The following is a 25,484-nucleotide window of genomic DNA, read 5'->3' on the forward strand; positions in this document are numbered from 1 at the left end:
CATAACTATTCACTTGAGACCGAACGGAGCATCTGAGGCACATGACCGATTCGAGCGAACACCGGCTCGCCATCGTGGGGGCGGGGGTGATGGGAACGGGCATCGCCACGCTGGCGCTCGGCCACGGGATCCCGGTGGTCCTTGTCGACGTCGACGACGAGACGCTGAAGACCGCGCGCAGCCGCATCCGCCAGCAGCTGCGGCACGCTCAGCTGCTGGGCGCGCTTCCAGCCTGCCGGAAGCAGGGCGAACTGACCACGACCGTGTCGATCGCGGACGTCGCGGACGTGACCGCGGTCGTCGAAGCGGTGGTCGAATCGGCCGAGACGAAGGCGGAGGTGTTCGCCGAGCTCGCAGCCGTGATGCAGTCCGATGCGCCGCTGATCTCCAACACCTCGGGCATCCCGATCGCGGAGATGGCTGGCTGGACCGAGCGGCCTGAGCAGCTCGTCGGCACGCACTTCATGAACCCCTCGTACCTGATCGAGATGGTCGAGGTGAGCCGCGGCCCGCGAACCGCGGACGCCCCCGTCGAGGCCGTGGTGGCACTGCTGACCGCGCTAGGCCGCAAAGCTGTGCTGGTCGGCGACGCCGCCGGGTTCGTCACCAGCAGGCTGCTGCACCCTATGATCAACGCCGCCGTGCGGATCGTCGAGGAGGGCACCGCCACGGTCGAAGCGGTGGACCAGCTGATGGAGGGCTGCCTTGGGCACCCGACCGGGCCGCTGCGCACCGCCGACCTGATCGGGCTGGACAACCTCGTCGACTCGCTCGACGCGCTGTACGAGCGGACCGGCGAGCAGACCTGCCGGCCGTGCGACCTGCTGCTGCGGAAGGTCCGCGACGGCGAGCTCGGCCGCAAGACCGGCCGTGGCTTCTACGAATATGGAAAGGCGATGTCGTGACCGAACAGCACACCCCGGAAGCGATCAAGCAGGATCTGCTGGGCTTCCTGGAGACCAGGACGAAGACGACGGTCCCGCCGACGCAGGACCTGTTCGCCACCGGGCTGGTGTCGTCGATGTTCGCCATGGAACTGGTCGTGTACCTCGAGCAGAACTTCCAGGTGGCCATCGTCGGGCCGGAGCTCAAGATGGACAACTTCCGGACCGTGGAGCGGATGACCGAGCTGGTGCTGCGGCTCCGCAACACCTCGGCCATGCCGGTCACCGGTGGCTGAGCCGCTCGCCGCCGGGTACGAGCTCGCCGACCGGCTGATCGGCGACCGGGCGAACAAGTGGGACCTCGCCGGGGGGATCCCCGTCGACGTGCTGCGGGAGCTGGGCGCCCGCGGCCTGCTGTGCGGCCAGGTCGCCGAGGAGCATGGCGGCCTTGGCATGTCCAGCCGGGACAACGGCGAGTTCACTGCGCACGTGGGTAGCCGGTGCAGCTCGGTCCGCAGCGTGATGACGTCGCAGGGGATGGCGGCCTGGACCATCCAGCGGCTCGCGAGCGCACCGCAGGCCGGGCGGCTGCTGCCGGAGCTGACCGGCGGGAAGCTCGCCGCAGTCGGCTTCAGCGAGCCGGACGCGGGTTCGGACCTGGCGGCCATGGCCACCACGATCGAGCCGGACGGCGACGCCGTGGTCCTCGACGGGTACAAGGTGTGGGTCACCGGCGCGGCCTATGCAGACCTGCTGGTCGTGTTCGGGAAGGCCGAAGGTGGTGCGGCCGCCGTCGTCGTCCCGGCCGACGCGCCCGGTGTGCGCGTCGAGCGGATCGCCGACCCGCTGGGCTGCCGGGCGGCCGGGCACACGAACGTCCGCTTCAACGGCGTCCGGCTGCCCACGTCGGCCGTTCTCGGCGCGGCCGGACTGCCGTTGCCGCTGCTGGTGACCACGGCGCTCGCGTACGGTCGGATGTCGGTCGCGTGGGGCTGCGTCGGCATCCTTCGCGCCTGCCGTACCGCGGCGGCGCGGCACGCCGCCACCCGCAGTCAGTTCGGCAAGCCACTGGCCGAGCACCAGCTCGTCGCGCGGCGCCTGGCCGAGCTGTACGTCGCCGAGCAGTCGGCGGCCCGGGCCTGCGAGCACGCCAGCGCGGCGTGGGACGCCGGTTCGCCGGACATGGTCGTTGCGACCGTGCTGGCCAAGCACGTAGGGGCGACCAGCGCCGCCGAGGCGGCCGCTTCGGCCGTTCAGGTGCTGGCTTCGGCGGCCGGCCACGACGGGCACGTCGTGGCACGGGCGTACCGGGACGCGAAGCTCATGGAAATCATCGAAGGCAGCAACGAGATGTGTCAGCTGATCCTGGCGCAGCACGCCGTCGCGACAGCGGACTGACCGCATCGAAACGACCGGGAGAGAACCTATGCGCGACGAGGTGACCACGGTGAAGTGCCTGGTCTGGGATCTGGACAACACGCTATGGCGGGGGACGCTGCTGGAAGACGGGGAGGTGCGGCTGCCGGAGGCGGTGCGGGAACTGGTCGTCGAGCTCGACTCGCGCGGCATCCTCCAGTCCGTCGCCAGCAAGAACGACCACGACCTTGCCTGGGCCAAGCTGGAGGAGCTAGGAATCGCCGAGTATTTCGTGCTGCCACGGATCGGCTGGGGGCTGAAGTCGGAGTCCGTGCGCGACATCGCGGAACGGCTGAAGTTTGCGCACGGCACGATCGCCTTCGTCGACGACCAGCCAGCGGAGCGGGCCGAGGTGGCGTTCCACCTGCCCGACGTGCGCTGCTATGACGCGGCCGAGGTCTCGGCGCTGGGCGAGCGGCCGGAGTTCAGACCGGAGACGGTGACGGCCGACGCGCGGCGGCGGCGCAGCATGTACCAGGCCGAATTCGAACGGGACGCGGAGCAGGCCGCGTTCACAGGCCCGGCGGAGGAGTTCCTGCGCTCGCTCGACCTGCGGATGCGGATCGGCCGGGCGACAGAGGAGGAGCTGACCCGGGTCGGCGAGCTCACGCTGCGCACGAGCCAGATGAACGCAACCGGCGTGCACTACTCGGACGCCACGCTGCGCGAGTTGCTCGCTGACCCCGACCACGAGGTGCTCGTGGCGTCGATGAGCGATCGCTTCGGGCCGCACGGCGCCGTCGGCGTGCTGCTGCTGGCGACTCACCTGGGCGCCTGGCACCTGAAGCTGCTGGCGACGTCGTGCCGAGTGGTCTCGTTCGGGGCCGGGGCGGCGATCATCAACTGGCTCACCGACCAGGCCGCCCGCGCCGACGCGCACCTCGTCGCCGACTTCCGGCCGACCGACCGGAACCGGATGATGGAGATCGCCTACCGGTTCGCTGGGTTCGGTGATGAAAGCTGCCACTGCCTGGCGGCGCTGCCCGTCGCCGACGTCGACGGCCTGCGCCGACTGCACCTGGTCGCGGACCGGCGGGAGCGGCACGCGACGATCGAGTTGACCGCCTCCGATCTGACCGAGGGAGTCACAGCCGCTTCCGCACGAGCGTGATGCCGTCGGCCATCGGTAGCAGCGAGACGTCAACGCGGTCGTCGTCCCGGAGCGCGGAGTTGAACTCCCGGATGGCGACCGTTTCGGGGTCCAGGGCGGCGGGGTCGACGACGCGGCCGAAGAACAGCGTGTTGTCGACCACGATCAGCCCGCCGGGACGGAGCAGTGCGAGGCACTTCTCGTAATAGGTGCGGTAGTTCGCTTTGTCGGCGTCGAGGAAAGCCAGGTCGAACGCGCTGGCACCACGCTCGGTGAGCAATTCCGCGAGCGTTTCCGCGGCGTCGCCGATGCGCACCTCGATCCGGTCGGCGACCCCGGCGCGTTTCCAATATTCGACACCGATGTCGGGCCACCGGCTGGTGATGTCACAGGTGACCAGGTGGCCGTCAGCGGGCAGGGCACGCGCCAGGCAAAGCGTGCTGTAGCCGGTGAAAGTGCCCACCTCCAGGATGGTGCGGGCGCCGGTGAGCCTGGCCAGCAGCCCGAGGAGCTGGCCCTCCTCGGGCATCACCCGCTGTGCCCGCCCCATCGGCAGTTCGTCGGTGAGCTCACGCAGCTCGCGCGCGATTTCGTCGTCCCGCAGCGACATTTCCCGTATGTAGACTCTTAATTCCGAAGAGAGCCCCAGTTGGTCTGCCACCCAGGCATTTTAACAGCTATACGGAGCGGGGAAAGACAACTGCGTATTCAGCCGGGTGAATCGGACGGCGAAGAGAACGACGAGCATCCCGCCGGTGAGGGCGCCACTGCCCGCTACGCCGATTCCCGATTCGGCGGGAGTCTGCACACCGACGGAGCCGAGGTGCCCTTCCCCGTTCCTGACTACTTCGCGCTGCTGTGTGTGCGCCAGGCCCCCATGGGCGGGGCCCTATAACTGGTACATGTCAACGACGTGGTTAAGTGGGCGTTTAGTGCTGCGTTCCTGAATGGAGGCGGAGATCCCTGCTGGCCTGGGGTGATGATGGTCTCAGGGGGGATTGTCATGCCGAAACTACTGCATGCGCGTCCACCGATGGACGCCGAAGAGGAACGACAGATCCGCAAGCTGGCCGGGGCCCGTCATGCCCCGGCCGACTGGATCATGGGGGCGCAGATCATCGCGTTCAGCTGGCAGGGGCTGCGCACCGGGGTCCTGGTCATATCCGGCCGGGAATTCCCGCTAAGCCTCCGAGCAACTGGGGCATACGGGCCATGGGGGCATCGGGATCATGGCAGGAGAGCGCCGAGCGAGCCCGGCTCGATTTAGGCGTACCGACTGATAGTGATCTATGATGCGCGTAGTGTGACGGCTTGCGGCACAGGAGTATTTGTCCGCCGCACAGGTTGACCGGTATGGCCGGTTCGTGGCGGACCCGACGCCGGAGGAACTGGAGAAGTTCTTCTTCCTGGACGCCGCCGCGCTGAAGGAAGCGCGGGACAAGCGGCGCTTGCATAATCGCCTGGGCTGGTCGATCCAGTGGGGCACGGTGCGGATGCTCGGCACGTTCCTGACCGACTCCGGGCCGGCCGACGTGCCGCAGGTGGTGGTGGAGTACGTGGCCGAACAGCTGGGGATCGCCGACGTCTCGGTGGCGAAGTTGTACGGCGACCGCCCACAGACGCCGTACGAGCATGCCTCGAAGATCCGGACCATGCTGGGTTATCGCGAGTTCTCGGCCGCCGAGGGGGAGGTGGCGACGTTCATTGCCTCCCGGGTGCGCAAGAGCCGGGACTCGCGCCGGGAGCTGTTCGACCGGGCGGTGCTGTGGCTGATCGAGCATCGGGTGCTGCTGCCGGGCATCACCACCTTGTCCCGGCTGGTCACCGAGGTGCGCCGGGCTGAGCTGGAGGCGATCAACCGCAGCCTGGCCGAGGCCGCGCCGCCGCCGATGCGGGCCGAGCTGGTGGCGACCCTGCAGGTGCCGGACGGCAAGAAGGTCTCCACCTTGGAGTGGATGCGCACGGCGGTGACCAAGCTGTCGGGCACCGGGATGGAGCAGGCGCTGGATCGCGCCTCGTACGTGCTGGGGCTGGGCACCGGGGCGGTGGACTGCACCGCGGCGGCGCCGGTGAAACTGGCTGAGCTGGCTCGCTTCGGGATGACGGCCAAGGCGTTCCGGATCGAACAGCTGGAGAAGGGCCGCCGCCTGGCCACCCTGCTGGCCACGGTGCGTCAGTTGGAGGGCACCGCGGTCGATGACGCGCTGCTGTTGTTCGACCTGCTGATGTCGACGGTGCTGCTGGCCCGGGCCGGCCGGGTGGCCGATAAGGAGAAGCTGCGCAATCTGCCCCGGTTGCGGGTGGCGGCCTCCCGGCTGGCAACGGCGTGGACGATCCTGCTGGAGACACCGCCGTCCGGTCCGGCCGAGGAAGGCGATGGCCCCGAGGGCGACAGGCCGGGCGGCGAGCAGCATGTGCTCACGGTGCCGGAGGTGCTCGACCACATCGAGCAGGTGGTCTCCCGGCAGCAGCTGGCGGCCGCGGTGGAGACGGTAATGGAGCTGCTGCCGCTGCCCAGCACCGAGGATGACGGCGATCTGGAATGGCGGGTGGAGCTCCTCGACCGCTTCGGTACGGTCCGGCCGTTCGTCGACATGCTGGCCTCGGTGATCCCGTGGGGGTGCACCGAGGCGGGCTCGCCGATCCTGACCGCGCTGCGTGCGCTGCCCCGTCTGATGGCCGCGCGCAAGCCGGGCCGCGAGCACATCAAGGGGTTCGAGGATCTGGTGACCGGCTCGTGGCGGCGCCTGGTGTTCGGCAACCCGAAGCTGGAGGCGCCCTTGATCGACAGGCCCGCTTATACCTTCTGCATTCTGGAGGCCCTGCACGCGGCCCTGCGACGGCGTGATGTCTACGCGGTCGGCGCCGACAAGTGAGGTAACCCGCGTGCCCGGCTGATCGAGGAACGGCTGTGGGTGCGCGAGCGGGCGGCGGTGCTGACCGCGCTCGGGCTGGACGCCGATCCGGCCGTGCACCTGCGTGAGCTGGCCGAGCTGCTGGACGGCGCCTACCGGGAGGTGGCCGCCGGGCTGCCGGCGAAAGCGGCGGTGTCGATCAAGGGCGGCAAGCTGCACCTGTCCCGGCTGCAGGCGGCTCCGGAGCCGGAAGGGTTCCGGGCGGTGCATGACAAGGTGGCCGCGATGCTGCCCCGCATTGACTATCCCGAGCTGCTGCTGGAGGTGCACGCCCGCACTGGCATGTTCGACTGCTTCACCCACATCACCGGCTCGCACGTGCGCCGCGATGACCTCGACATCACTCTGGCCGCGCTGACGGTGGCCCGCTCGTGCAACGTCGGCCTGATCCCGGTGATCAAGGCCGGGGTTCCCGCGCTGACCGCGGCCCGGCTGATCGGCGCGGAGAAGGGCTACTTCCACGGGGAGGGCATCGCCGCGGCGTCCGGGCGGCTGGTGGATCAGCAGGCCGAGATCGACATCACCGCCGACTGGGGCGGCGGGCTGGTCGCGTCGGTGGACGGGATGCGGTTCGTCGTCCCGGTCCGGTCGCTATATGCCCATCCGTCCCCTCTTTATTTCGGTGTCGGGAAAAGGCCGAGGGGTGCCACCTGGTTGAACGTGGTCTCGGACAAGGTGATGGGCTTGGGCGGGCTGGTGGTGCCCGGCACCCTGCGCGACTCGCTGTACATTCTGGACGCCATCCACCGTCTGGACGCCGCGGAGCAGCCCGAGGTGGTGGTGACCGACACGGGCAGCTACAGCGACCTGGTCTATGGCATGTTCGCGATGTGCGGGTATCAGTTCGCGCCCCGGCACGCCGACGTCTCCGACACCCAGCTGTGGTGGATCGACACCGCGATGCTGGAGGGCGGCCTGACCACCGGGACGCGCGCCACCAACGGGTGGGGCGACTTCAACAGCCTGGGCCTGCGGCGCGTGTCGATTCCCGCGATCGTCCAGCACTGGGACGACATGGCGCGGGTGGCCGGGTCGCTGTCCACGAACCAGGTCCGCGCCTACGACCTGATCAAGATGATGACCGCCGACGGCCGCCTGACCGGGCTGGGAGGCGCCTTCGCCCACTACGGCCGCATCTTCAAGACGCTCCACCTGCTGCAGGTCCTGCACGTGGAGGACTACCGCAGGATGATCGGGGCGCAGCTCAACGTCGGTGAGGCCCGGCACACGCTGGCCCGGCGGGTGTTCTTCGGCAACCTGGGCCGGTTGGTGCGCGGTTATGAACGAGGCATGGAGGACCAGGTAGGAGTCTTGGGGCTGGGGATCAATGCGATCGTCTGGTGGAATTCGCTGTATATCGACGCGGCCGTGAAGCGCCTGGAGGCCGGCGAGCTGGGCATCAAGGGCGGCGAGGTCACGCCAGAGATCCGGGCCAGACTTTCCCCTTTGCTGTTCGAGCACATCAACTTCCACGGGTTCTACCCGTTCAATCGCCCTGAACTGGGTGGTGGGCTGCGCGAGCTGCGTGATCCGAACACCGCCCCTGATGAGGAGGAGTGAGGTCCGGTGGGGAGCCGCGCGAGGGCCTGGGCACAATGGCCGATCCGGCGGAGCTGGCCGCGGCGCTGTGGCCATCGGATTGCTGAAGCGGTCCTTCACCGCCGCTGAGCTGGCCGCCGAGGCCGAGCGGGCCGGTGGCCGGGAGCTGCACCGGCTGGAGCTGGCGCATGCTTTGGCGGGCGCGGCCGACATGCAGATCCTCATGACGGCCGACGCGGCCGCCGACGCCGGCGCCGACCCCGGGAGGATCACCCGGGGCTCCTCGTTCGCCTACACCGGCCAATGTCGAACTCGTCGACCAGGGCGAGGAAGCGGCGCAGGTGATGCTCCTGCGGGTGCAGGCCCAGCGGCTGGCCAACCATCTGATGGTGCTGGTGGCCGACTCCCAAGCGGGGCGCGCCGACGCGCCGCTCGTCGCCTACCCCGCGATGCTGGTGGCCACCGCGCTGGAGAGCCTGCTGCAGGCCGCCCAGGCCGAGCGGGCGGCGGAGCGGGCGAAGTGGTTTCGTCAGGTCACCGAGACGCTGCGCGGCGGGGCAGAGGTCACCGAGAATCTGGCGGACAAGGCCGAGGCGTACGCTGCCCGCTGCGAGGGCTCGGCCCTCACAGGCTGGAGGAACGGCGCCGTACGATAAGGCCGTTCGCCCAGTTCACTGACAGTAGGTGAAGGGTGGCGGCGGGGCCGGCCGTTGTCGTCAGGCGTTCGGGGGTGCCCCGTCCTGGTGGCCGCGGCCAGGGGTCGACGGTGGCCTGCATACGTGGCCTATCGCGATCGGGTTATCGGGCCGACCGGTTGCGGTGCTGCAGGCTGCCGACGGCGCCGCCGTACCGGCGGTCATCGTCGTTTGGTGCCGGGCTTGTGGGGGGTTGGCTGGAAATGCGGCGCCGCAGGCGTTTGGCGGCCTACGATCGGGTTGCTGGCCGGTCCGTGGTGCGGTGGGAGGGCGTGTGGCGGAGCTTGGGTTACCGGAGGCGATCGAGCAGATCCGTCAGGAGCTGCGGGAGGCGATCGCCGCGGGTGCTGATGCGGAGATCCAGTTTCCCGTCGGGGAGGTGACGCTGGAGTTTCAGGTCGGGTTGACCAAGAGCGGCGAGGGCAGCGGCAAGGTCAAGGTGTGGGTGCTGGAGGCCGGCGCCGGTGGCAAGGTCGAGCACGAGCGGGTGCAGAAGGTAACTATCGTGCTGCAGCCGCCCGTCGATGCGCAAGGTGATCCGGTCAAGGTGGCGCGTCGTTCGTCGGCCAGGCCGGGCTAGCCGAAAGGGGCCCGGATGATGCTGGTGGCGATCCAGGACCGGTTCGTCGAGGTCATCGCCGAGGTCACCGTCGGCCAGGGCTCGGAGGCTCGGACGGAGTGGCGAGTCGCCTCGGGTTTCCTGATTAACGGCCGCCACGTGCTGACCTCGTTGCATGCCGTCGCCGACGGCGAGATCGAGGTCCGGCGTGCCATTCCCTGGCCCGATGGCCCAAAGCGGAGCTGGCGGGCATGGGTGCGTCTGCGCGGGGAGGTCGAGCACGCGGATCTGGCCGTGCTGGAGCTGGCCGAGGACACGGCGGAGGAGATCGGACTACTGCCGATGATCGCTTTCGCGCGCGTCGCCGACCGCACGGAGCGGCTGGAGGTGGTCGAGGGCTGCGGCGCGGTGGGGTTCCCGCGGTTCCTGGAACGCGGCCGCGGCCCGACGGTGGTCCGCCAGGCCGCCCAGATCGATGGCCGGATCCCCATCTCGCAGCGGCCGGGACCGGGGCTGCTCACCCTGCAGACCCACCATCGCCCCGAAGACCCGCCGCTCCCGTCGGCTGGCACAACGCTGGCCGGATCGGCCTGGTCGGGCATGTCCGGGGCGGCGGTGCTGGCCGGCGACTGCGTGATCGGGGTGGTGTCGGAACACGCGCCGCGGCAGGGCGCCTCGGACCTGACCATCGTGCCGATCACCCTGATCGACACCCTCCCCGACTGCGACGCCTGGTGGGCGCTGCTCGGCACCGGTCCTGGCCGTCTGCGTACGCTGCCCGCGGCCGGCGGCGAAGTGTGGGCGGACGATGGTCCGTATCAGGGGCTGGCGCCGTTCGGGCGGGAACAGGCGGTCCTGTTCCACGGGCGGGGACAGGCCACCGCCCGGCTGCAGGCGATGGTCACCGATAAGCGCGCGGGCGGCGGCCTGATCATGGTGACCGGCGCCTCCGGGGCGGGCAAGTCGTCGCTGCTGCACGCCGGGCTGCTGCCCGCCCTGACCGACGCCTCCGGCGACCCCAGCGGCTGCTCGTCGTGGCCGCAGGTGTGCTTCACCCCCGCCGAACGACCGCTGCAGGAGCTGGCCATACATCTGGCGGTGCCATCCGGCGCCGACCCCGATGTCGTAATGGCCGAACTGCGGGGCGATCCCGCCCAGGCCCGGACGCGGGCCCGGCAGGCGCTGACCGCCGAAGCGATCCGCCGCCGCCAGCAGGGCGGCTCCGGCCAGACCCCGCAGCGGCTGATCATGGTGGTGGACCAGTTCGAGGAAATGTTCACCTCGTCCCTGCGCGGGCACGCTGAAGAGGTGGCCGCGTTCCTGGCCGCGCTGGAGGCGATCGCCGCCCCGGCGAGCCCGCCACCGCCCGGCCCGCACGCGATCGGCCGGAAAGCGGCCGGTGGGCAGGGCGCGGACCGGCACGATCAGGAGCCGGCCGGGATCGTGGTGCTGGCGGTGCGCGGCGACTTCATCGACCGGTGCGCCGCCCATCCGGCGCTGGCGTGGGCGCTGGAGCAGCGGGCGTTCGTGCTCGGCCCGATGAGCGAGCCGGAACTGCGCCGGGCGATCATCGGGCCAGCCGCCGTGGCCGGGCTGCGCCTCCAGGATGGCCTGGCCGACCAGGTGGTACGCGACCTCATCGCCCACACCCGGGCCACCGCAGACGAGGCGCCGGGTGGCGGCTCGGTGGTGGGGGCACTGCCGCTGCTGTCGATGGCGATGGCGCGCACCTGGCAGCACCGCAACGACGGGCAACTGACCCTGCACGGCTACGACCGCTCCGGCGGCGTTGCCTCCGCAGTCCAGGACGCCGCCGAGGACGCCTACCGCGACCTGAACCCCCGCCAGCAGGAGGCCGCCCACGGTGTGTTGCTGGCGCTGACCCTCATCGGCGCCGACGGGCAGCCCGTCCGGCAGCGCGCGAGCATCGGTGAGCTGGCCGCCCGCTGCGAGCCGGCCGAGCCCGAGGTGGCCCGCCACGTCGTGACCGCCTTCACCCGCGCCCGGCTGATGGTGACCGGCGCCGCACCACCCCCTGTAACCGCGCCCGCCGGCACACCGGGCGCATCCGGCTCGACCGCTGCGGGCGGCGGCGCTTCGTCTACAGCGGCGGGCGACCCTGCGGCCGAGCTCGCGGACCCGGCGGCGGCCGGCACCGTTGAACTCGCCCACGACGTCCTGCTCACCGCCTGGCCTCGCCTGCGCGACTGGCTGGCCGACGAGCAAGCCGACCGCCGGCTGCACGGCGAGATCTGCCAGGACGCCACCGACTGGGCGAAGGCCGGCCAGGACGCGTCGTTCCTGTATCGCGGCACCCGGCTGGAAACGGCCCAGCACGCTGCGGCGGGCTGGCACGCCGACCCCGACCGCCACCTGCGGCTGCCCGAGGTCGCCACCGCCTTCCTGCACACCGGCGCCCGGGCCGCCACCCGCACCCGGCGTCGTCGGCAGGCCCTGTTCTCCGTCCTGGCAGGGCTCCTGGTCATCGCCATCATCGCCGCGATAACCGCCGTACGCTCCGCCCAGGACGCCGACCGGCAACGCACCGACGCCGAACGGCGAGGCGCCGAGGCACTGTCCCGGCAACTCGCCAGCCAATCGACCAGCCTCCTCACCACCGATCCGGGCCTGGCATCGCTGCTGGCCATCAAGGCATACCGCACCAGCCCCACCGCCGAGGCCATCGCGAGTCTCGGCGCGGCCGCCGATCTTCCGCTCCAGGCCAGTTTCACTGTCGGCGCTCCCGTGAAGTCAGTGGCGTTCCACCCGAAAGACAACCGCATCCTCGCGATCAACAGCGATAACGGTGTGCAACTACGAGACGTGACCACCGGAAAAATACTGCGCACCCTCACCAGCCAGGCCGCGAAATCGGTAGCCTTCAACCCAGCCGGCCGCATCCTCGCGATCGCCAGCGACAACGGTGTGCAACTACGAGAGGTGGCTACCGGAAAAACGATCCGCGTCCTCCCCGCAGGCAAATACGTGAACTCGGTCGCGTTCAGCGCCGACGGCAGCACCCTCGTCACCGGCCAGGGGATTGGCACGGGTCGAGTCGAAGGCGACACCTTGATCATCGGCGTTGGTAGTCCTGGCTCGGTTCGCTCGTGGAGTGTGGCCACCGGAAAACGCTTGGGAAGCTTCACCACGCCCACCACTGTGAATTCGATTGTGTTCAGTCCGACAAAGGCCGACCTCGTCGCCATCAGCCTGCAGGGCGGGGTGCAATTGTGGGACCTGGACAACGGGAAACATCTGGCAGACATGCCCACTGGCGGCGAGGATGTGGGCGCGGTGGCGTTCAGCCCGGACGGGAGCGTCCTCGCCAGCGGTGCCGGTGGAACCGTCGGAGGCCGTACTCGGCTGTGGGATATGTCCAGTGGACGAACCAAGGTCACTCTTCCACCCACGGATAACGTCACGGTGGCGTTCAGCCCGGATGGGCGCATCCTCGTCACCACCGGAGACACCGGTGTGCAACTGTGGGATTGGGCAACTGGTCAGCTCCGGACTGCTCTCGGCCCCGGCAGTTCGGTGGCGTTCAGCCCGGACGGGCGCACCCTCGTCACCGGCATTAACGACCGCGACGGCACTGTGCAACGGTGGGGTGCCGCAGGCTGGGCCCGAACGGCCCTCCCAGACACGGATAGCGGCGTGGTGGAGTTCAACCCGAAGGGACGCACGCTGGCTACAGCCACCGAAATAGGATCGACGGATGCGAGGCCACGACTGTGGGATGTGAAGACCGATAAGCTCCTAGCCGTCCTCGATGTGCCCGTCCCCAGCCCTCCCAAGCACGGTGGAGTGCAATGGGCGGCGGTGTACTGGCCCGTTTTCAGCCCCAACGGCCAGATCGTCGCCGCCGACGGATTCGACAATAGGATACGACTGTGGGATGCGGTCACCGGCGTGCTCCGCACCACTCTCACTCTCCCTCCTGATGCATCAGGTGCGGTTCCGCGGGGGTTCAGTCCGGACGGACGCACCCTGGCAATCATCAGCGAGACGGGTATCCGACTATGGGATCTGGGCACCCACGATTCCTGGAGCCTCCCCGGAACAGGCGGCAGCTTCAGTGTGGCGTTCAATCCGAAGGACGGAAACGTTCTCGCCACCATTGATGACAAGAGCGTCCGACTGTGGGATCTGGCCACCCGCAAGCCCTGGACCCTTCCCGGAACAGGTTCCACAGCAACAACGGAGAACCAGATGGTGTTCAGCCCGCACGGGCGCACCCTCGCCACCAGCGGTGACAAGGGCGTCCAACTGTGGGACCTGGCCACCCGCAAGCCTCTGGGCCTCTCCGGAACAGGCACGAGCGATATTCTGGAATTCAGCCCGGACGGGCGCACCCTTGCCACTGATGGCGTGCAACTGTGGGACACCGTGACTGGCCGGGCCCGGAGCCTCCCCGGTACGTCTTCCGTAAACGATGTGGCGTTCAGCTCGAACGGGCACACCCTCGCCACCGACGGCGCCGGAGACGTATCTCTGTGGGATTTGACCACTGGCCACGTCCGGACCACCTTGCCTGGTACAAGTTCCGTGAACGATGTGGTGTTCAGCCCGGACGGAGGCACCCTGGCCACTACGGACGCCAACGGAGGCCCAGTGCTCCTATGGGATGTGGCCCTTCCCGGGCCGACCGAGGCTATCCAGAAGATCTGCAAGGTCCTTCACCGCAACCTCACACCGCAGGAGTGGTCGAGATACTTGCCGGGCCAATCTCCCAGCCCTGTCTGCCCCTCGTGAGTCGTCTGTGGCACACACCGGCTGTCCGGGCTGTCTTCAAGACCCGACAGCGACAGCGCCCAGGACGACTTCAATCGCCGGGCTCAGTCGGCCGCCGACAAGAACGAGGATCGGGGGAGGATTAGCAAGACGACGACTGAGCGTCCGCCGGGGCAGGGCCCCGGCACATCGAGGTTTTGACCGGGTTTGATTCTTGCCCGCGGCGGACGTGAGGTCGAAGTCGGCCTGCAGGCCGGGTAATAACTGCCCAAACCACGGCACGGAGAAGGGCACGATTCCCGAAGATCAGCGGTGTCTTAAGCCGTGCGATCCTCGGAGGAACCGTGCCCCTCGCCCCATCATCGCCGATCACCGCTTCCAGCGAGGGCCAGATTATCGATGAAGCCCCGCTGGACTCACCACAGCCGGGACTTTTGATCCGCTTTCGCGTGATCGAAGACAGCCGATGCGCGTACAAGATCCGGCACCCCCTGGAGACGATCTTGGCGGTGATGACCTTCGGTACCGCCGCGGTCGGCGGCGACTCCATCACCGCGATCTGCGACTGGGCCGCCGAAGCGCCGCAACATCTGCTCGCCTCCCTGGGCTGCCGGCGCGACCCGTTCACCGGGCTATGTCACCCACCCAGCGAGCGGACCATCCGCCGGGTACCGGCCGACGTCAACGGCAACGATGTCGACCGGCAAACCGCCGCGTACCTGGCCCAGTCGCGCGAGCCCGACGGCCGACGACCGACCCGCGGCCATGACAGTGGCCAAGGGCAAGCGCGTGAACGCGAGGCACGCCGAGCCGCTCAGCGCGACCGCCGACAGCCCCCGGCCGGAGTGCTGCCATCAGCCGCGGTGGACGGCAAGGCCATACGCGGTGCCCGGCTACCCGGCGGCGGCCGGGTCAACCTGCTGTCATTGTTCGACCACGCCAGCGGGAGCGTGCCGGCGCAGCGCCGGATCGGGGCCAAAACCACCGAGGTGCCCGAACTGGCACCGCTACTGGCCGAAATCGACCTGAGCGGCATGGTACTGACCGCCGATGCGCTTCATACCGTTCGAGAGACGGCCCGCCATCTGACCCAGGACCTGGGCGCGCACTACATCTTGACGCTCAAGGCGAATCAACCGACGCTCCTGGCGGCGGCCCAGCGTGCGCTGACCGGCGTCGATGCCGACTTCGCCACGCGCAGCCACACCATGTCCGATCGTGGCCACGGACGGACCGAGACCCGCACCCTGCGCACGGCCGACGCCGAGGGCATCGACTTCCCCGGTGCGGCCCAGTTCTTCCGGATCCTGCGCTACCGCGGTGGCCTGGACGAAACCCGCACCGGCAAACAGGTGACGTTCGGGATCACCAGCCTGCCCGCCGGCCTGGCCGGACCGGCCCACCTCAACCACTACACCCGACAGCACTGGGGCGTGGAGAACCGCGAGCACTACGTTCGTGACGTTACTTTCCGCGAAGACGCCAGTCAAGTGCGTACCGGGCAACTCCCGCATGTGATGGCCGCCATCCGCAACCTCGTGATCGGCGCGTTCCGGCAGAAAGGTCACATCAACATGGCTCAGGCCCGCCGCAGACACGGCTACGCCTCACACCGTCTGCTCACCCTATTCGCCCTGTGAAAATCGACCCATGGCAGACCGAATCGTCAATGTGCCGGGGCCCTGTGACCGGAGGCGGAAAGTACGTTCCCGAGGACATTCGATTCCAGATCTTGTACAGGTTGTTCTTCAGATCCTTCTCGAATTCCCCGATGGATACCCCGTCCACCCCAGCTACGCCCTTATTCGCCTTGACCTTCTCCCACGCCACCTGGACAGCCCATTTAGAGATCTCAAACGGCTTGTCCGGTGCTTTCAACTCGTTCACGCGACTCCTCCCGGAGAACTTCCGGTTGATCGAACAAACGGGTCACGAACGACCCGGCCCCTTCGCTCCAGCCCCGTTACAGGACCTTCACCACTACTACGGGCCGGTCCGCCAGCGCGCCCGGCAACGGGTACTCTGACGCCGCCTCCCGGGGTTTCCCCAGACCACGGCTCTCCCCTTTCGCCCGCCGAAGCGGGCAGTGTCCGAACAGCGCCTTCTCCTGTTCCACTCGAACGCCGCAGACCGGACTCACGCCACCTCCATGCCGGACACCGCCTGGCCAATAAGCGGACACCCGCCAGGCTCATCCCGGGGTCGTATTCACTCCCCGGTTTCGATGTCATCTGTTCCGATTTCGACACGTCGTCAGTGGTTCACTCGCGTTCGCCTTCCCGGTCCCTACCTGACGCCTTTGCAGCGCCTTTTCCTCATCGCTCACCACGACTGTCTTCAGCAAACGCAGCATGAGGCGGTTTGAAGCCTCCCTCCGCAGGGCGACTCCGAAGGGCCAAACCTTCATCGTCCGAGCAGCATCGCTCCAGATCATTCGCCTACATCGAACTCTCCTTCACGTTCAGGACACACGAATACGCCGGAAAGACACCGCGGGGCCTGAAGGCCGGTCGTTAGGGTGATCGTCGTCGTGTTGGTGGCGGTCTTGGGGGGAGCAGACCAAGTAAGCCGGAAAGGGGCAACGGCGGTCGGCACACCGGACAGAACCTTCATTCTGTCCGGTTCCCGGGACGGCGTCTGACCAGGTCAGCGCGGTGGAGGCACTGCGGGAGCCAATCCGGCCCACGCCGGGCACGGCCATCCACAGCCGAAACCCCGGCTTCCGCCCCCACTGCCTGACGTGCGGTCTCCAGCAGACGCGGCCCGTTTCCGCCGTACTCGGCCCTCCACTCGGGTCCACGCGACCAGCCCCAAAGTAGCTCTTTGTAATGTCTCAGAATCGATACGTAGCGGTCACGGATGAGCGGTACCGTACCGTAGCGACATCGGTGCGGAGCAGGGTGTTTGCGAATCTTCAGTGCAATCGGGGGAGAAAGGGTCCCCGCCGATGCGCAGAGAGTGGGAGCTGGAAGACCTCATCGAGTGCTGGACATTGGATGAGGCCGAGGCCGAGCTGTTGGCGAACAAGAGCGGTGCCACCCGTCTCGGATTCGCGCTGATGCTGAAATTCTTCGAGCTGGAGGGCCGTTTCCCGCGCCGGGAGGACGTGCCAAAGGCCGCGGTCGACTACGTGGCCGGCCAGGTGAAGGTCGATACGGCGCTGTATGCCGAGTACCGCTGGTCCGGCAGCACGATCGAGTACCACCGGGCGCAGATCCGCCGGTTCCATGGCTTTCGCGAGCCGACGGTCGCCGATGAAGACAAGCTGACGTTCTGGCTGGCCGACAAGATCTGCCCAGTGGAGACCTCGCGGGAGCGGCTGCGCGCCGCGCTGCTGACCCGCTGCCGCGAGGAACGGACCGAGCCGCCCACGCCTAAGCAGATCGAACGGCTGGCCGGCGCGGCCGAGGCGCTGTTCGAGCGGGAGCTCACCACGACCACGATGCGGCAGTTGCCGGTCTCGACGGTGGCCGCACTCGAAGATTTGATCGCGGTTCCCGACCCCGACCCGGGCGGTGAGGGCGAGGCTGGGGCCGCCGGAGCGCGTAGCTTCCTGCAGGAGTTGAAGGAGGACCCTGGGCCGCTGCAGTTGGAGACGCTGCTGGCCGAGATCGTCAAGCTGGAGCGGGTCAAGGCGATCGGCCTGCCAGAGCACCTGTTCGAGGGAGTGTCGGAGAAGGTCGTGGAGGCGTGGCGCGCGCGAGCGATGCGCATGTACCCGTCCGACTTCGCCGCCGCGCCCGAGCCGATCCGGCTGACTTTGCTGGCGGCGCTGTGCTGGGTGCGCAAGGCGGAGATGATCGACGGCCTGGTGGAGCTGCTGATCCAGCTCGTGCACAAGATCAGCGTGCGGGCCGAGAAGAAGGTCGAAAACGAGATCAGCAGCGAGTTCCGGCGGGTGCAGGGCAAGCACGGCATCTTGGCCCGGCTCGCCCAGGCAGCCCTGGACCTGCCCGAGGAGCTTGTCCGCACGGCGATCTACCCGGTGGTCGGCGCCGGCACGCTGGCCGACATCGTGGCCGAGGCCAAGGCGAACGAAAAGGCATTCAACCAGCGGGTGCGGATCAAGCTGCGCGGCTCGTACTCGCGCCACTACCGGCGCGGTCTGCCCAAGCTGCTGCGCGCGCTGGCCTTCCATTGCAACAACACCACCTTCCAGCCGGTGATGGACGCCCTGAAGCTGCTGGACCGCTACGCCGACTCCGAGAGCGTCTTCTACGATCGCTCCGAGATCGTGCCGATCGAGCATGTGGTGCCTGAGGACTGGCAGGAGGCGGTGGTCGACGAACGCGGCCGGATTGAGCGCATCCCCTATGAGTTGTGCGTGCTGGTCGCGCTGCGCAAGGCGATCCGCCGGCGGGAGATCTGGGTGGAGGGCGGCAAGATCTGGCGCAACCCCGAGGCCGACCTGCCGGCCGACTTCGACGACAACCGCGACGTGCATTACGAGGCACTCTCGAAGCCCCGCGACCCGACGACCTGCAGCGCCGCCACACCGCCGCCCTCGACCGGCTGGACAAGACGATTCGCAAGGGCACCACTGGCGGCGTGAAGATCACCCGGAAGAAGGGCGAGCCGTGGATCAGCGTCCCGTCTCTGGGCAAACAGGAGGAGCCGGCGGGCCTGAAGGCGCTCAAGCAGGAGATCTCCCGCCGGTGGGGCGTGATCGACCTGCTGGACGTGCTCAAGGACGTCGCTCACGTCACTGACTACACCACCGCCTTCACGTCGGTCGCCTCGCGTACCGTCACCGACCCGGCAGTCGTGCAAAGACGGCTGTTGTTGTGCCTGTACGGACTCGGGACGAACGTCGGGATCAAACGGGTGGCCGACGGCGTGGCTGCGGCCACGCTGCCGGACGGCCAGACCGACAACGAGGCCGCGCTGCGGCGCACCCGTCGGCTGTTTATCAACCGCGACAACCTGCGCGAGGCGATCCGCCTCATCGTGAACGCCACTCTGAAGGCGCGTGATGTGGCCCTGTGGGGCGAGGGCACCTCATGTGCCTCCGACTCGCGCAAGTTCGGGTCGTGGTCGGCGAATTTCATGATCGAATGGCATGAGCGCTATCACGGGCCGGGGATCATGGTGTATTGGCATGTGGAGCGCCGCAGCGTGTGTATCTACAGCCAGGTGACCAGCACGACCGCCTCCGAGGTGGCCTCGATGATCGAGGGTCTGCTGCGGCACCTGACCGACGCGGAGATCGACCGCCAGTACACCGATACCCACGGCGCCTCGATCGTCGGCTTCGCCTTCTCGGAGTTGCTCGGCTTCAAGCTGCTGCCCCGGTTGAAGAACATCGGTTCGGCACGGCTGTATCGGCCGGGGACGGGTGAGGATGAGGCCTGGCCGCGTCTGGAGTCGGTGCTGTCGAACAAGACCATCGACTGGGACCTGATCGCCCGCCACTACGACCAGATGATCAAGTACGCGACCGCTCTGCGGTTGCGTACCGCTGAGTCTCACCAGATGCTGCGCCGTTTCACTCGCGGTGGTCCCAAGCACCCGACCTACCAGGCGATCGAGGAGCTCGGCCGTGTTGTGAGAACCGTCTTCATCTGCGACTACCTTGCCGATGAGCAGCTCAGACGGGAAATCAACGAGGGCCTGAACGTGGTGGAGAACTTCAATTCCGCCAGCAAGGACCTGTTCTACGGCAAGGCCGGCGACCTGACCGGCGACGACCGGGAGAACGTCGAGGTCTCCGCCCTGGCGCTGCACCTGATCGCTGCCGCCATCACCTACCTCAACATGCATCTGATTCAGATCGTGTTGCGCGATCAGGCCTGGCGAAAACGGCTGAGCGCGGCTGATCGGCGGGGCCTTTCGGCTCTGTTCTGGACCCATCTCAACCTGTACGGGCGCTTCGAGCTCGACATGAGCCGCCACCTGGAGTTGGATGGCGTCCGCTTCAGCCCGCCCGCCTGACAGCGCGGGGGATGCCGCCCGACGCGGCCCGGTGGTGTGCGGCTGGCTGGAGAACCTGCTCCGCTCCCGGCGTGTCCAGGAGGCGCTTGTTGGCGCCACCTTGATCGCGCTCGGAGCTGCGTTTCCCGGGCGCGGTCGACTCCGACGAAGAGGTGGGACAGGTTCAGCGATTCGAGACCGACGCATCCGCATAGCGGCGCTGCGGGTTGATCCCGCTGCCTCACCGGGCGGGCTTGATCTACACCTCCGTGGATGCCTCGTTGGCAGCGTCGTCGGCACTGTGGGCACTGACCGCGCTGGTTTGGATGCCGTCGAGGAGCCAGGTAAGGCCGAAGGTGAAGCTGGTGTCCCAGTCGCTGTCCTCGGCGAGGGGGCCGTGGGTGGCGAGGACGGGGTACTGGTCACGGTTGGCGCGGAAGTGTTCCTGAGCGGCTTGTCGCGCGCCTTGCTCCTCTCGGGCCGTCCAGGTTGTCTGCATGAGCGCAGAACCGATGACGTAGTTGGACAAGCCGTACGCCGCGGCGGTCAGGTGTGGCTCGGTGACCCCGGCCTCCACAAGGGTGGCATACAGGAACTCGCTGCGGGCAAGCACATTGGGGCCTAGCATCGGACGGCCGAGCAGCGCCGCCGACCAGGGATGTTCCAGCAGGATGGCACGCCATCCGCTGATCAGCGCTGTGATGTCGGCACGCCAGTCCTTGCTGCCTTCGCCCGGGATCTCAACCGCTGCGAAGATCGCGTCGAGGGCGAGGTCAAGGACGTCATCCTTGGTTTTCACGTGCCAGTACAGCGTTGTGGAGCCGGTGCCAAGGCGCTCGGCGAGCCGCCGCATGGTCAGCCGGTCGGCGCCTTCCTCATCGAGGAGGGTTATGGCCTCGTGCACGATCCGGTCGCGGCTGAGCGGCGGCGCTTCGCGCGCCGCCCGCGCGGGCGGTCGCAACCACACGTCTCCTGCCGATCCTGAGTGTCTCGCTCCCAATCCGTCCTCCTCTTCGTCGCAATGCCGAGTCTAGTATGGTGATCGAGCGCTGGATCAATGATCCGGTTTCTAGAACAACGGGCCAGTTGGTTGGAAAGCGGTCGACCGGCAGGGAGGAACACGGTGGCGGGACATGTCGAGGTGGACCGGCTCACCTACGTGCTGCCGGACGGGCGACTACTGCTTCACGAGGTCTCGTTCCGCATCGGCGATGGCGTCAAGGCCGGGCTGGTGGGGCCGAACGGTGCGGGCAAGACCACCCTGCTGCGACTGATCGCCGGAGATCTGCAACCGGACGACGGCAGGGTGGCCTGCTCAGGTGGGCTGGGGGTGATGCGGCAGTTCATCGGCAGCGTCCGCGACGACCGGACCTTGCATGATCTGTTGCTATCAGTTGCACCCGGCCAGGTCCGCGCCACCGCCGCGGACCTGGACCGGGCGGAGTCGGCGCTGGCGGAACACGACAACGAGGCGACGCAACTGGCCTATGCGCAGGCGATCAGCGACTACGCCGACGCTGGCGGCTACGACATGGAGGTGGTGTGGGACACCTGCGCGACAGCGGCCTTGGGCCTGCCCCACGACGCGGTCCGGGAACGCCCGGTGAGCACCCTGTCGGGCGGCGAGCAAAAGCGCATCGTCCTGGAGGCCCTGTTGCGCGGACCGGATCAGGTCCTGCTGCTGGACGAGCCGGACAACTACCTCGACGTGCCCGCCAAGCTATGGCTGGAAGATCAGCTGCGCGCCACATCCAAGACCGTGCTGCTGGTCTCCCACGACCGGCAGTTGCTGGCCAACGCCACGGACCGCATCGTGACCGTGGAAGCGCGCGGCGTCTGGGTCCACGGCGCGGGCTTCGCCACCTACGCCCAGGGCCGCCAGAACCGCATCGACCGGCTGGAGGAACGGCGCCGCCGCTGGGACGAGGAACACGCCAAGCTCAGGCGCCTGGTGCAGACCCTCCGGCAGACAGCGGCCAACAACGATGCCGTCGCCTCCACCTACCGGGCCGCCCGCACGCGGTTGGCACGGTTCGAGGAAGCGGGCCCGCCCGAACGCCCGCCCAAACGGCAGAACGTCCGGATGCGGCTGCGCGGCGGTCGGACCGGCAAACGCACCATCATCTGCGAAGCCCTGGAACTCACCGGTCTGATGCGGCCCTTCGACGCCGAGATCTGGTACGGCGAACGCGTGGGCGTCCTCGGCTCCAACGGTTCGGGCAAATCTCACTTCCTCCGGCTGCTGGCCGAAGCGACGGACGGCGCGGTCCCCTCGGTACGGCACACCGGTTCCGTACGGCTGGGTGCCCGGGTTGAGCCCGGCCACTTCGTGCAGACCCACGCCAGGCCCGACCTGCACGGTCGCACTCCCGCTGAGCTGGTGATGACCGGGCATGCTCTCACGCTGAACGAAGCCATGGCCGCGCTTGCCCGCTATGAACTCGCACCAGCCGCTAATCAGCGGTTCGAGACCCTGTCCGGCGGGCAGCAGGCCCGGCTGCAGATCCTGCTGCTGGAACTGTCGGGTGCGACGCTGCTGCTGCTCGACGAACCCACGGACAACCTCGACCTGGCCAGCGCCGAGGCCCTACAACAGGGCCTCGCGTCCTTCGCCGGCACCGTGTTGGCGGTGACCCATGACCGCTGGTTCGCCGCCGACTTCGACCGCTTCCTCATCTTCGGCGCCGACGGAACCGTCTACGAGAGCGACGAACCGGTATGGGACGAAGCCCGCGTCGAGCGTGCCCGCTGAACGATAAGGACAAGACGTCGCGGCCGTGGCCGCCGGAACTGGTGCTGGGCATGGTCGCCCCTGGCGAGTGGGAGATCGTGGTGACCGATAACCGCCTGGTGAAGGGGTTGGACGCCGACGGGAGCCCGGTCTACCCGGTGTGCCACCGCACTGCCGAGGCGATTCGCCTGCGGTAGGCCCTGGCCGGTCAGGTCGCGCTCTGCTGGTCGTGTTCGCGGAGCATGCGCATGACGGTCGCCGGGGACGGGTGCCGACCCTTCTTCGTGCCGCTGGTGATGACGAGCCGTGCGGCGATGTCGCGCAGGCTGAGGTCCTGGCCGCGCAGGTGCAGGGCCATGGAGAGCATGTGGTCATCGGTGACGCTGGCGCCACCGATGGCCTTGCCGCGGGCGCGTGCGGATTCGTGGCCTTCCAGGGTGCGGTCGCGGATGTATTCGCGTTCCATCCCGGACAGGGCCGCCAGGACGGTGAACACGACGCCGGAGGGGTCGTGTGACCCTTGCAGTTCCCCGGTGAGGAACTCCAGGCCGACACCGGCTGCCTTCAGTTCTTCGGCGAGGGTGGCTAGGTCGATGCCGCGGCCGAGCCGCTTGTGCTCGTGGACCACGAGGGTGACTGCGACGCCGGAGGCCCGTAGTTCCCGGGCCAGGGCGACGGCGCGTTCGAGTTCGGGCCGTCTCGTTGCGCGGGTGGAGATCTTCTCGGAGAAGATCCGGGTGACGCCGGTCTTGGTGACGGAGTCGAGCTGGGTGTCCAGGGACTGGCGCAGGGTGGAGGCGCGGGCGTAGCCGATCCGTACGTGACCGGCGCTCTCGCCGCCTGCTGCTGCGGGGCGGGGCAGTTCGGTCCAGGCCGTCCCTGGCTTGCGTACGGCCGGGGTGGGCACGTTGAGCGCCTTGGCGAGCGAGGGCACGAGCCGGAACCGGGCGGTGTGGTACTGGATGGCGACCTTGCCCCGGCCTGTGCGGCAGGGTGAGCCGGCCGGGGCGGCGCAGGAGGACATCGGGCAGTCGCGGGACTCCACCCGCTGGAAGTCGTCGAGCACTGCCCAACCGTTTCATAGGTACGTTTCATGAATCAAGCCGTTTGCACTGACCTATGAAACACGGAACATGCTGGATGCGCCTGGCCGACGGCACTGTTTCATAGGTGGTCGCTTATCAAACAAGCCCGAACGGCCTCCGAAGCACAATCCGTGAGCGCGATTGCAGAGAGCTACTTTGGGGCTGGTCGCGCGGATCCGAGTGGAGGGCCCTGTAGCGGACCGCTGGATGGCGGTAGCTCCGCTGGCGTCGGCCCGCTACCGCCACTGGCCGATTGGTTGCTGCTCAGGGGCCGGGTCGCGGGCGGCCGTCTGGAGCGCCGTCGTGCTCATCGTGCTCGGCCGGGTCCTGGCCCGAAACTACTCCTCCGACGGCGTTGTCGGCGGCAGGGCCCATAGCCGCAGACCCAGCTCCTCGACATCCAGGCCCGTGTTCCTCAGGCCCCGGACGGAACGCCATCCTCTTATAAATCTACATTGTAAAGGCGTCCATCCGGGTTCAAGATCATTTACAGCGGACTGAAGACTCCCTCCAAAGAGCAAGAGCCGTTCGGTCATGACGATTGCGGGGGGCGTAGCGCTCCGGCGGAGGCCGCCATGAAGGCCGCGAGCAGGACAGGAATCCCCAGGGCGGCGGGCAGGCCGATGAGTTCGGCGGCGCCGCCGATGATGGCGGGGCCGGCGACGAGCCCGGCGTAGCCGACGGTGGCGACCTGAGCGATGGCCTGCCCGGCACGGGCCGGGTCGTGGTTTCCCGCGGCGGAGAAGACCTGGGGGACGATGGTGGCCAGGCCCAGGCCGAACAGGGCGAATCCCACGAAGGCGACGAGGGTCTGGCCGACGAGCAGTGCGGTGCCGAGGCTGAGGGCGGCGACGAGCCCGGAGTAGCGGACCAGGCGCACCGGGCCGAACCGTTGGGCGAGGTGGTCTCCCGCGAAGCGGCCGATGGTCATGGCGGTGGAGAAGACGGCGAATCCGGCGGCGGCGACGGCTTGGGGGGCGCCGAGGTCCTGGAAGAGGTAGACGGCGGTCCAGTCGTTGGCGGCGCCTTCTCCGACGAGTCCGGCGAAGGCCACGACTCCCATGAGGATGATCCAGTTGGTCCATGGGGCGCGGCGTGGGTTGGTGGTGTGGGTGGCCGCCGGGGGTGGGGTGGCGGGGAGGAGGTGGCGCCGGGCGTACAGGGAGGCGAGGGCGAGGGGGATGCCGACGGCGGTGAGGGTGGCGGCGGCGCTGAGGTCGAGCCAGGCGAAGAGTCCGCCGATGCCTGCGCCGATGAGTCCGCCGATGCTGAACATGCCGTGGAAGGAGGACATGATGGGGCGGCCGTAGGCGCGTTCGACTTCGACGCCGTGGGCGTTCATGGAGACGTCGAGGGCGGCGTTGACGAGGCCGAAGAGGAAGAGGGTGGCGATGAGGGCGGGGAGGGTGGTGGCGTAGCCGGGGGGGATGACGGTCAGTGAGGTGGCGATGGCGGCGGGGGTGATGAGGCGGGCGCTGCCGAGGCGGTCGGTGAGGCGTCCGGCGAAGCGCATGCCGGTGATGAGTCCGATGGCGACGGCGAGGAGTCCGTAGCTGAGCTGGCCGTCGCTGAGGTTGAGTGTGTGTTTGACGGCGGGGATGCGGGCGGCCCAGGCTCCGGAGGCGGTGCCGAGGAGGATGAAGAAGTAGGAGACGGCTCGGCGGGCGTTGGTGGGGTGCTGATGTGTGGTGGTCATGAGCGCCCCCGGGTGTGTTGGATCATCCGGGGGGTTATTCAATCATGGTGAGGTGTTGGTGGGTGGTGTGCGGACTGGCAGCATATGGGAGTTTTTGTCTGGTTGGTCATCCTGGGTGAGGAGAAGACCGGTGACGTTGGCGGTTGGTGTGCGGTGAGGGTTTGAAGAGCTGTGTGGGTTTTGCTGTCGGGGGGCGGCGCACCGGTGTGCCGTTTCCCTTTCGCCGTAGACCT

General features: G+C 68.3%; 19 protein-coding genes. 14 read left to right on the forward strand and 5 right to left on the reverse strand.

Annotated features, from left to right (window positions below; all coding sequences use genetic code 11):
* The first annotated feature begins 41 nt into the window (after positions 1–41).
* From ACQP0P_RS24825 to ACQP0P_RS24840, 4 genes are read left to right on the forward strand one after another with little or no spacing between them, the layout of a single operon-like run.
* Complete coding sequence (locus tag ACQP0P_RS24825) at positions 42–905, forward strand: 3-hydroxyacyl-CoA dehydrogenase family protein (protein WP_433381570.1); 864 nt, start codon at positions 42–44, stop codon at positions 903–905.
* Complete coding sequence (locus ACQP0P_RS24830; RefSeq protein ID WP_433381573.1) at positions 902–1,180, forward strand: acyl carrier protein; 279 nt, start codon at positions 902–904, stop codon at positions 1,178–1,180. The genes ACQP0P_RS24825 and ACQP0P_RS24830 overlap by 4 nt, the downstream gene beginning before the upstream one ends.
* A complete protein-coding gene (locus ACQP0P_RS24835) occupies positions 1,173–2,282 on the forward strand; it encodes an acyl-CoA dehydrogenase family protein (protein WP_433381576.1) in 1,110 nt (369 codons plus the stop codon). The genes ACQP0P_RS24830 and ACQP0P_RS24835 overlap by 8 nt, the downstream gene beginning before the upstream one ends.
* Positions 2,283–2,310: 28 nt before the next feature.
* Positions 2,311–3,411, forward strand: a complete 1,101-nt coding sequence (locus ACQP0P_RS24840) for an HAD-IIIC family phosphatase (protein ID WP_433381579.1) — start codon at positions 2,311–2,313, stop codon at positions 3,409–3,411.
* Here the strand turns inward: ACQP0P_RS24840 and ACQP0P_RS24845 are convergent.
* On the reverse strand, positions 3,386–4,000 hold the full coding sequence (locus ACQP0P_RS24845) for an O-methyltransferase (protein WP_433381582.1): 615 nt from the start codon (positions 3,998–4,000) through the stop codon (positions 3,386–3,388). The genes ACQP0P_RS24840 and ACQP0P_RS24845 overlap by 26 nt on opposite strands.
* A gap of 754 nt (positions 4,001–4,754) precedes the next feature.
* Here ACQP0P_RS24845 and ACQP0P_RS24850 point away from each other — a divergent pair.
* The 6 genes from ACQP0P_RS24850 to ACQP0P_RS24875 all read left to right on the forward strand — a co-directional run bounded on the left by ACQP0P_RS24850 (position 4,755) and on the right by ACQP0P_RS24875 (position 15,469).
* Positions 4,755–6,266: a DUF4158 domain-containing protein gene (locus tag ACQP0P_RS24850; RefSeq protein WP_433381585.1), complete on the forward strand. Its 1,512-nt coding sequence runs from the start codon at positions 4,755–4,757 to the stop codon at positions 6,264–6,266.
* A 39-nt stretch (positions 6,267–6,305) separates the two neighbouring features.
* Complete coding sequence (locus tag ACQP0P_RS24855) at positions 6,306–7,865, forward strand: Tn3 family transposase (protein ID WP_433381588.1); 1,560 nt, start codon at positions 6,306–6,308, stop codon at positions 7,863–7,865.
* Positions 7,866–8,185: 320 nt separating this feature from the next.
* Entirely contained in the window at positions 8,186–8,500 is a 315-nt protein-coding gene (locus tag ACQP0P_RS24860; protein WP_433381591.1) for a hypothetical protein, read from the forward strand.
* 313 nt (positions 8,501–8,813) lie between these two features.
* The gene (locus tag ACQP0P_RS24865) at positions 8,814–9,119 is read left to right on the forward strand and encodes a trypco2 family protein (RefSeq protein ID WP_433381593.1); all 306 of its coding nucleotides are present in this window, start codon (positions 8,814–8,816) and stop codon (positions 9,117–9,119) included.
* Between the two features lie 15 nt (positions 9,120–9,134).
* Complete coding sequence (locus ACQP0P_RS24870) at positions 9,135–13,850, forward strand: AAA family ATPase (protein WP_433381596.1); 4,716 nt, start codon at positions 9,135–9,137, stop codon at positions 13,848–13,850.
* Between the two features lie 323 nt (positions 13,851–14,173).
* On the forward strand, positions 14,174–15,469 hold the full coding sequence (locus tag ACQP0P_RS24875) for an ISAs1 family transposase (protein ID WP_433381515.1): 1,296 nt from the start codon (positions 14,174–14,176) through the stop codon (positions 15,467–15,469).
* Here the strand turns inward: ACQP0P_RS24875 and ACQP0P_RS24880 are convergent.
* Positions 15,450–15,716, reverse strand: a complete 267-nt coding sequence (locus ACQP0P_RS24880) for a hypothetical protein (RefSeq protein ID WP_433381599.1) — start codon at positions 15,714–15,716, stop codon at positions 15,450–15,452. The genes ACQP0P_RS24875 and ACQP0P_RS24880 overlap by 20 nt on opposite strands.
* Before the next feature lie 1,060 nt (positions 15,717–16,776).
* On the opposite strand from ACQP0P_RS24880, the gene ACQP0P_RS24885 reads away from it, so the two are divergent.
* Positions 16,777–18,381 (forward strand): DUF4158 domain-containing protein, encoded by a 1,605-nt coding sequence (locus ACQP0P_RS24885; RefSeq protein ID WP_433381602.1) that lies wholly within the window; start codon positions 16,777–16,779, stop codon positions 18,379–18,381.
* A 110-nt stretch (positions 18,382–18,491) separates the two neighbouring features.
* Entirely contained in the window at positions 18,492–19,760 is a 1,269-nt protein-coding gene (locus ACQP0P_RS24890; protein WP_433381605.1) for a transposase, read from the forward strand.
* A gap of 238 nt (positions 19,761–19,998) precedes the next feature.
* Here the strand turns inward: ACQP0P_RS24890 and ACQP0P_RS24895 are convergent, their stop codons facing one another.
* Positions 19,999–20,706, reverse strand: coding sequence for a TetR/AcrR family transcriptional regulator (locus ACQP0P_RS24895; protein WP_433381608.1), 708 nt, complete (start codon positions 20,704–20,706; stop codon positions 19,999–20,001).
* Positions 20,707–20,862: 156 nt separating this feature from the next.
* Here ACQP0P_RS24895 and ACQP0P_RS24900 point away from each other — a divergent pair, with 156 nt between their 5' ends.
* On the forward strand, positions 20,863–22,491 hold the full coding sequence (locus ACQP0P_RS24900; protein ID WP_433381611.1) for an ABC-F family ATP-binding cassette domain-containing protein: 1,629 nt from the start codon (positions 20,863–20,865) through the stop codon (positions 22,489–22,491).
* 50 nt (positions 22,492–22,541) lie between these two features.
* Complete coding sequence (locus ACQP0P_RS24905; RefSeq protein WP_433381614.1) at positions 22,542–22,667, forward strand: hypothetical protein; 126 nt, start codon at positions 22,542–22,544, stop codon at positions 22,665–22,667.
* A gap of 11 nt (positions 22,668–22,678) precedes the next feature.
* On the opposite strand, the gene ACQP0P_RS24910 is transcribed toward ACQP0P_RS24905, so the two are convergent.
* Both ACQP0P_RS24910 and ACQP0P_RS24915 read right to left on the reverse strand, forming a co-directional pair.
* Positions 22,679–23,536, reverse strand: a complete 858-nt coding sequence (locus ACQP0P_RS24910; RefSeq protein ID WP_433381617.1) for a recombinase family protein — start codon at positions 23,534–23,536, stop codon at positions 22,679–22,681.
* A gap of 551 nt (positions 23,537–24,087) precedes the next feature.
* The gene (locus tag ACQP0P_RS24915) at positions 24,088–25,251 is read right to left on the reverse strand and encodes an MFS transporter (RefSeq protein WP_433381620.1); all 1,164 of its coding nucleotides are present in this window, start codon (positions 25,249–25,251) and stop codon (positions 24,088–24,090) included.
* Positions 25,252–25,484: the final 233 nt, after the last annotated feature.

The organism is Streptosporangium sp. CA-115845 (genome assembly GCF_050943795.1).
Taxonomy (GTDB): Bacteria; Actinomycetota; Actinomycetes; order Streptosporangiales; family Streptosporangiaceae; genus Streptosporangium.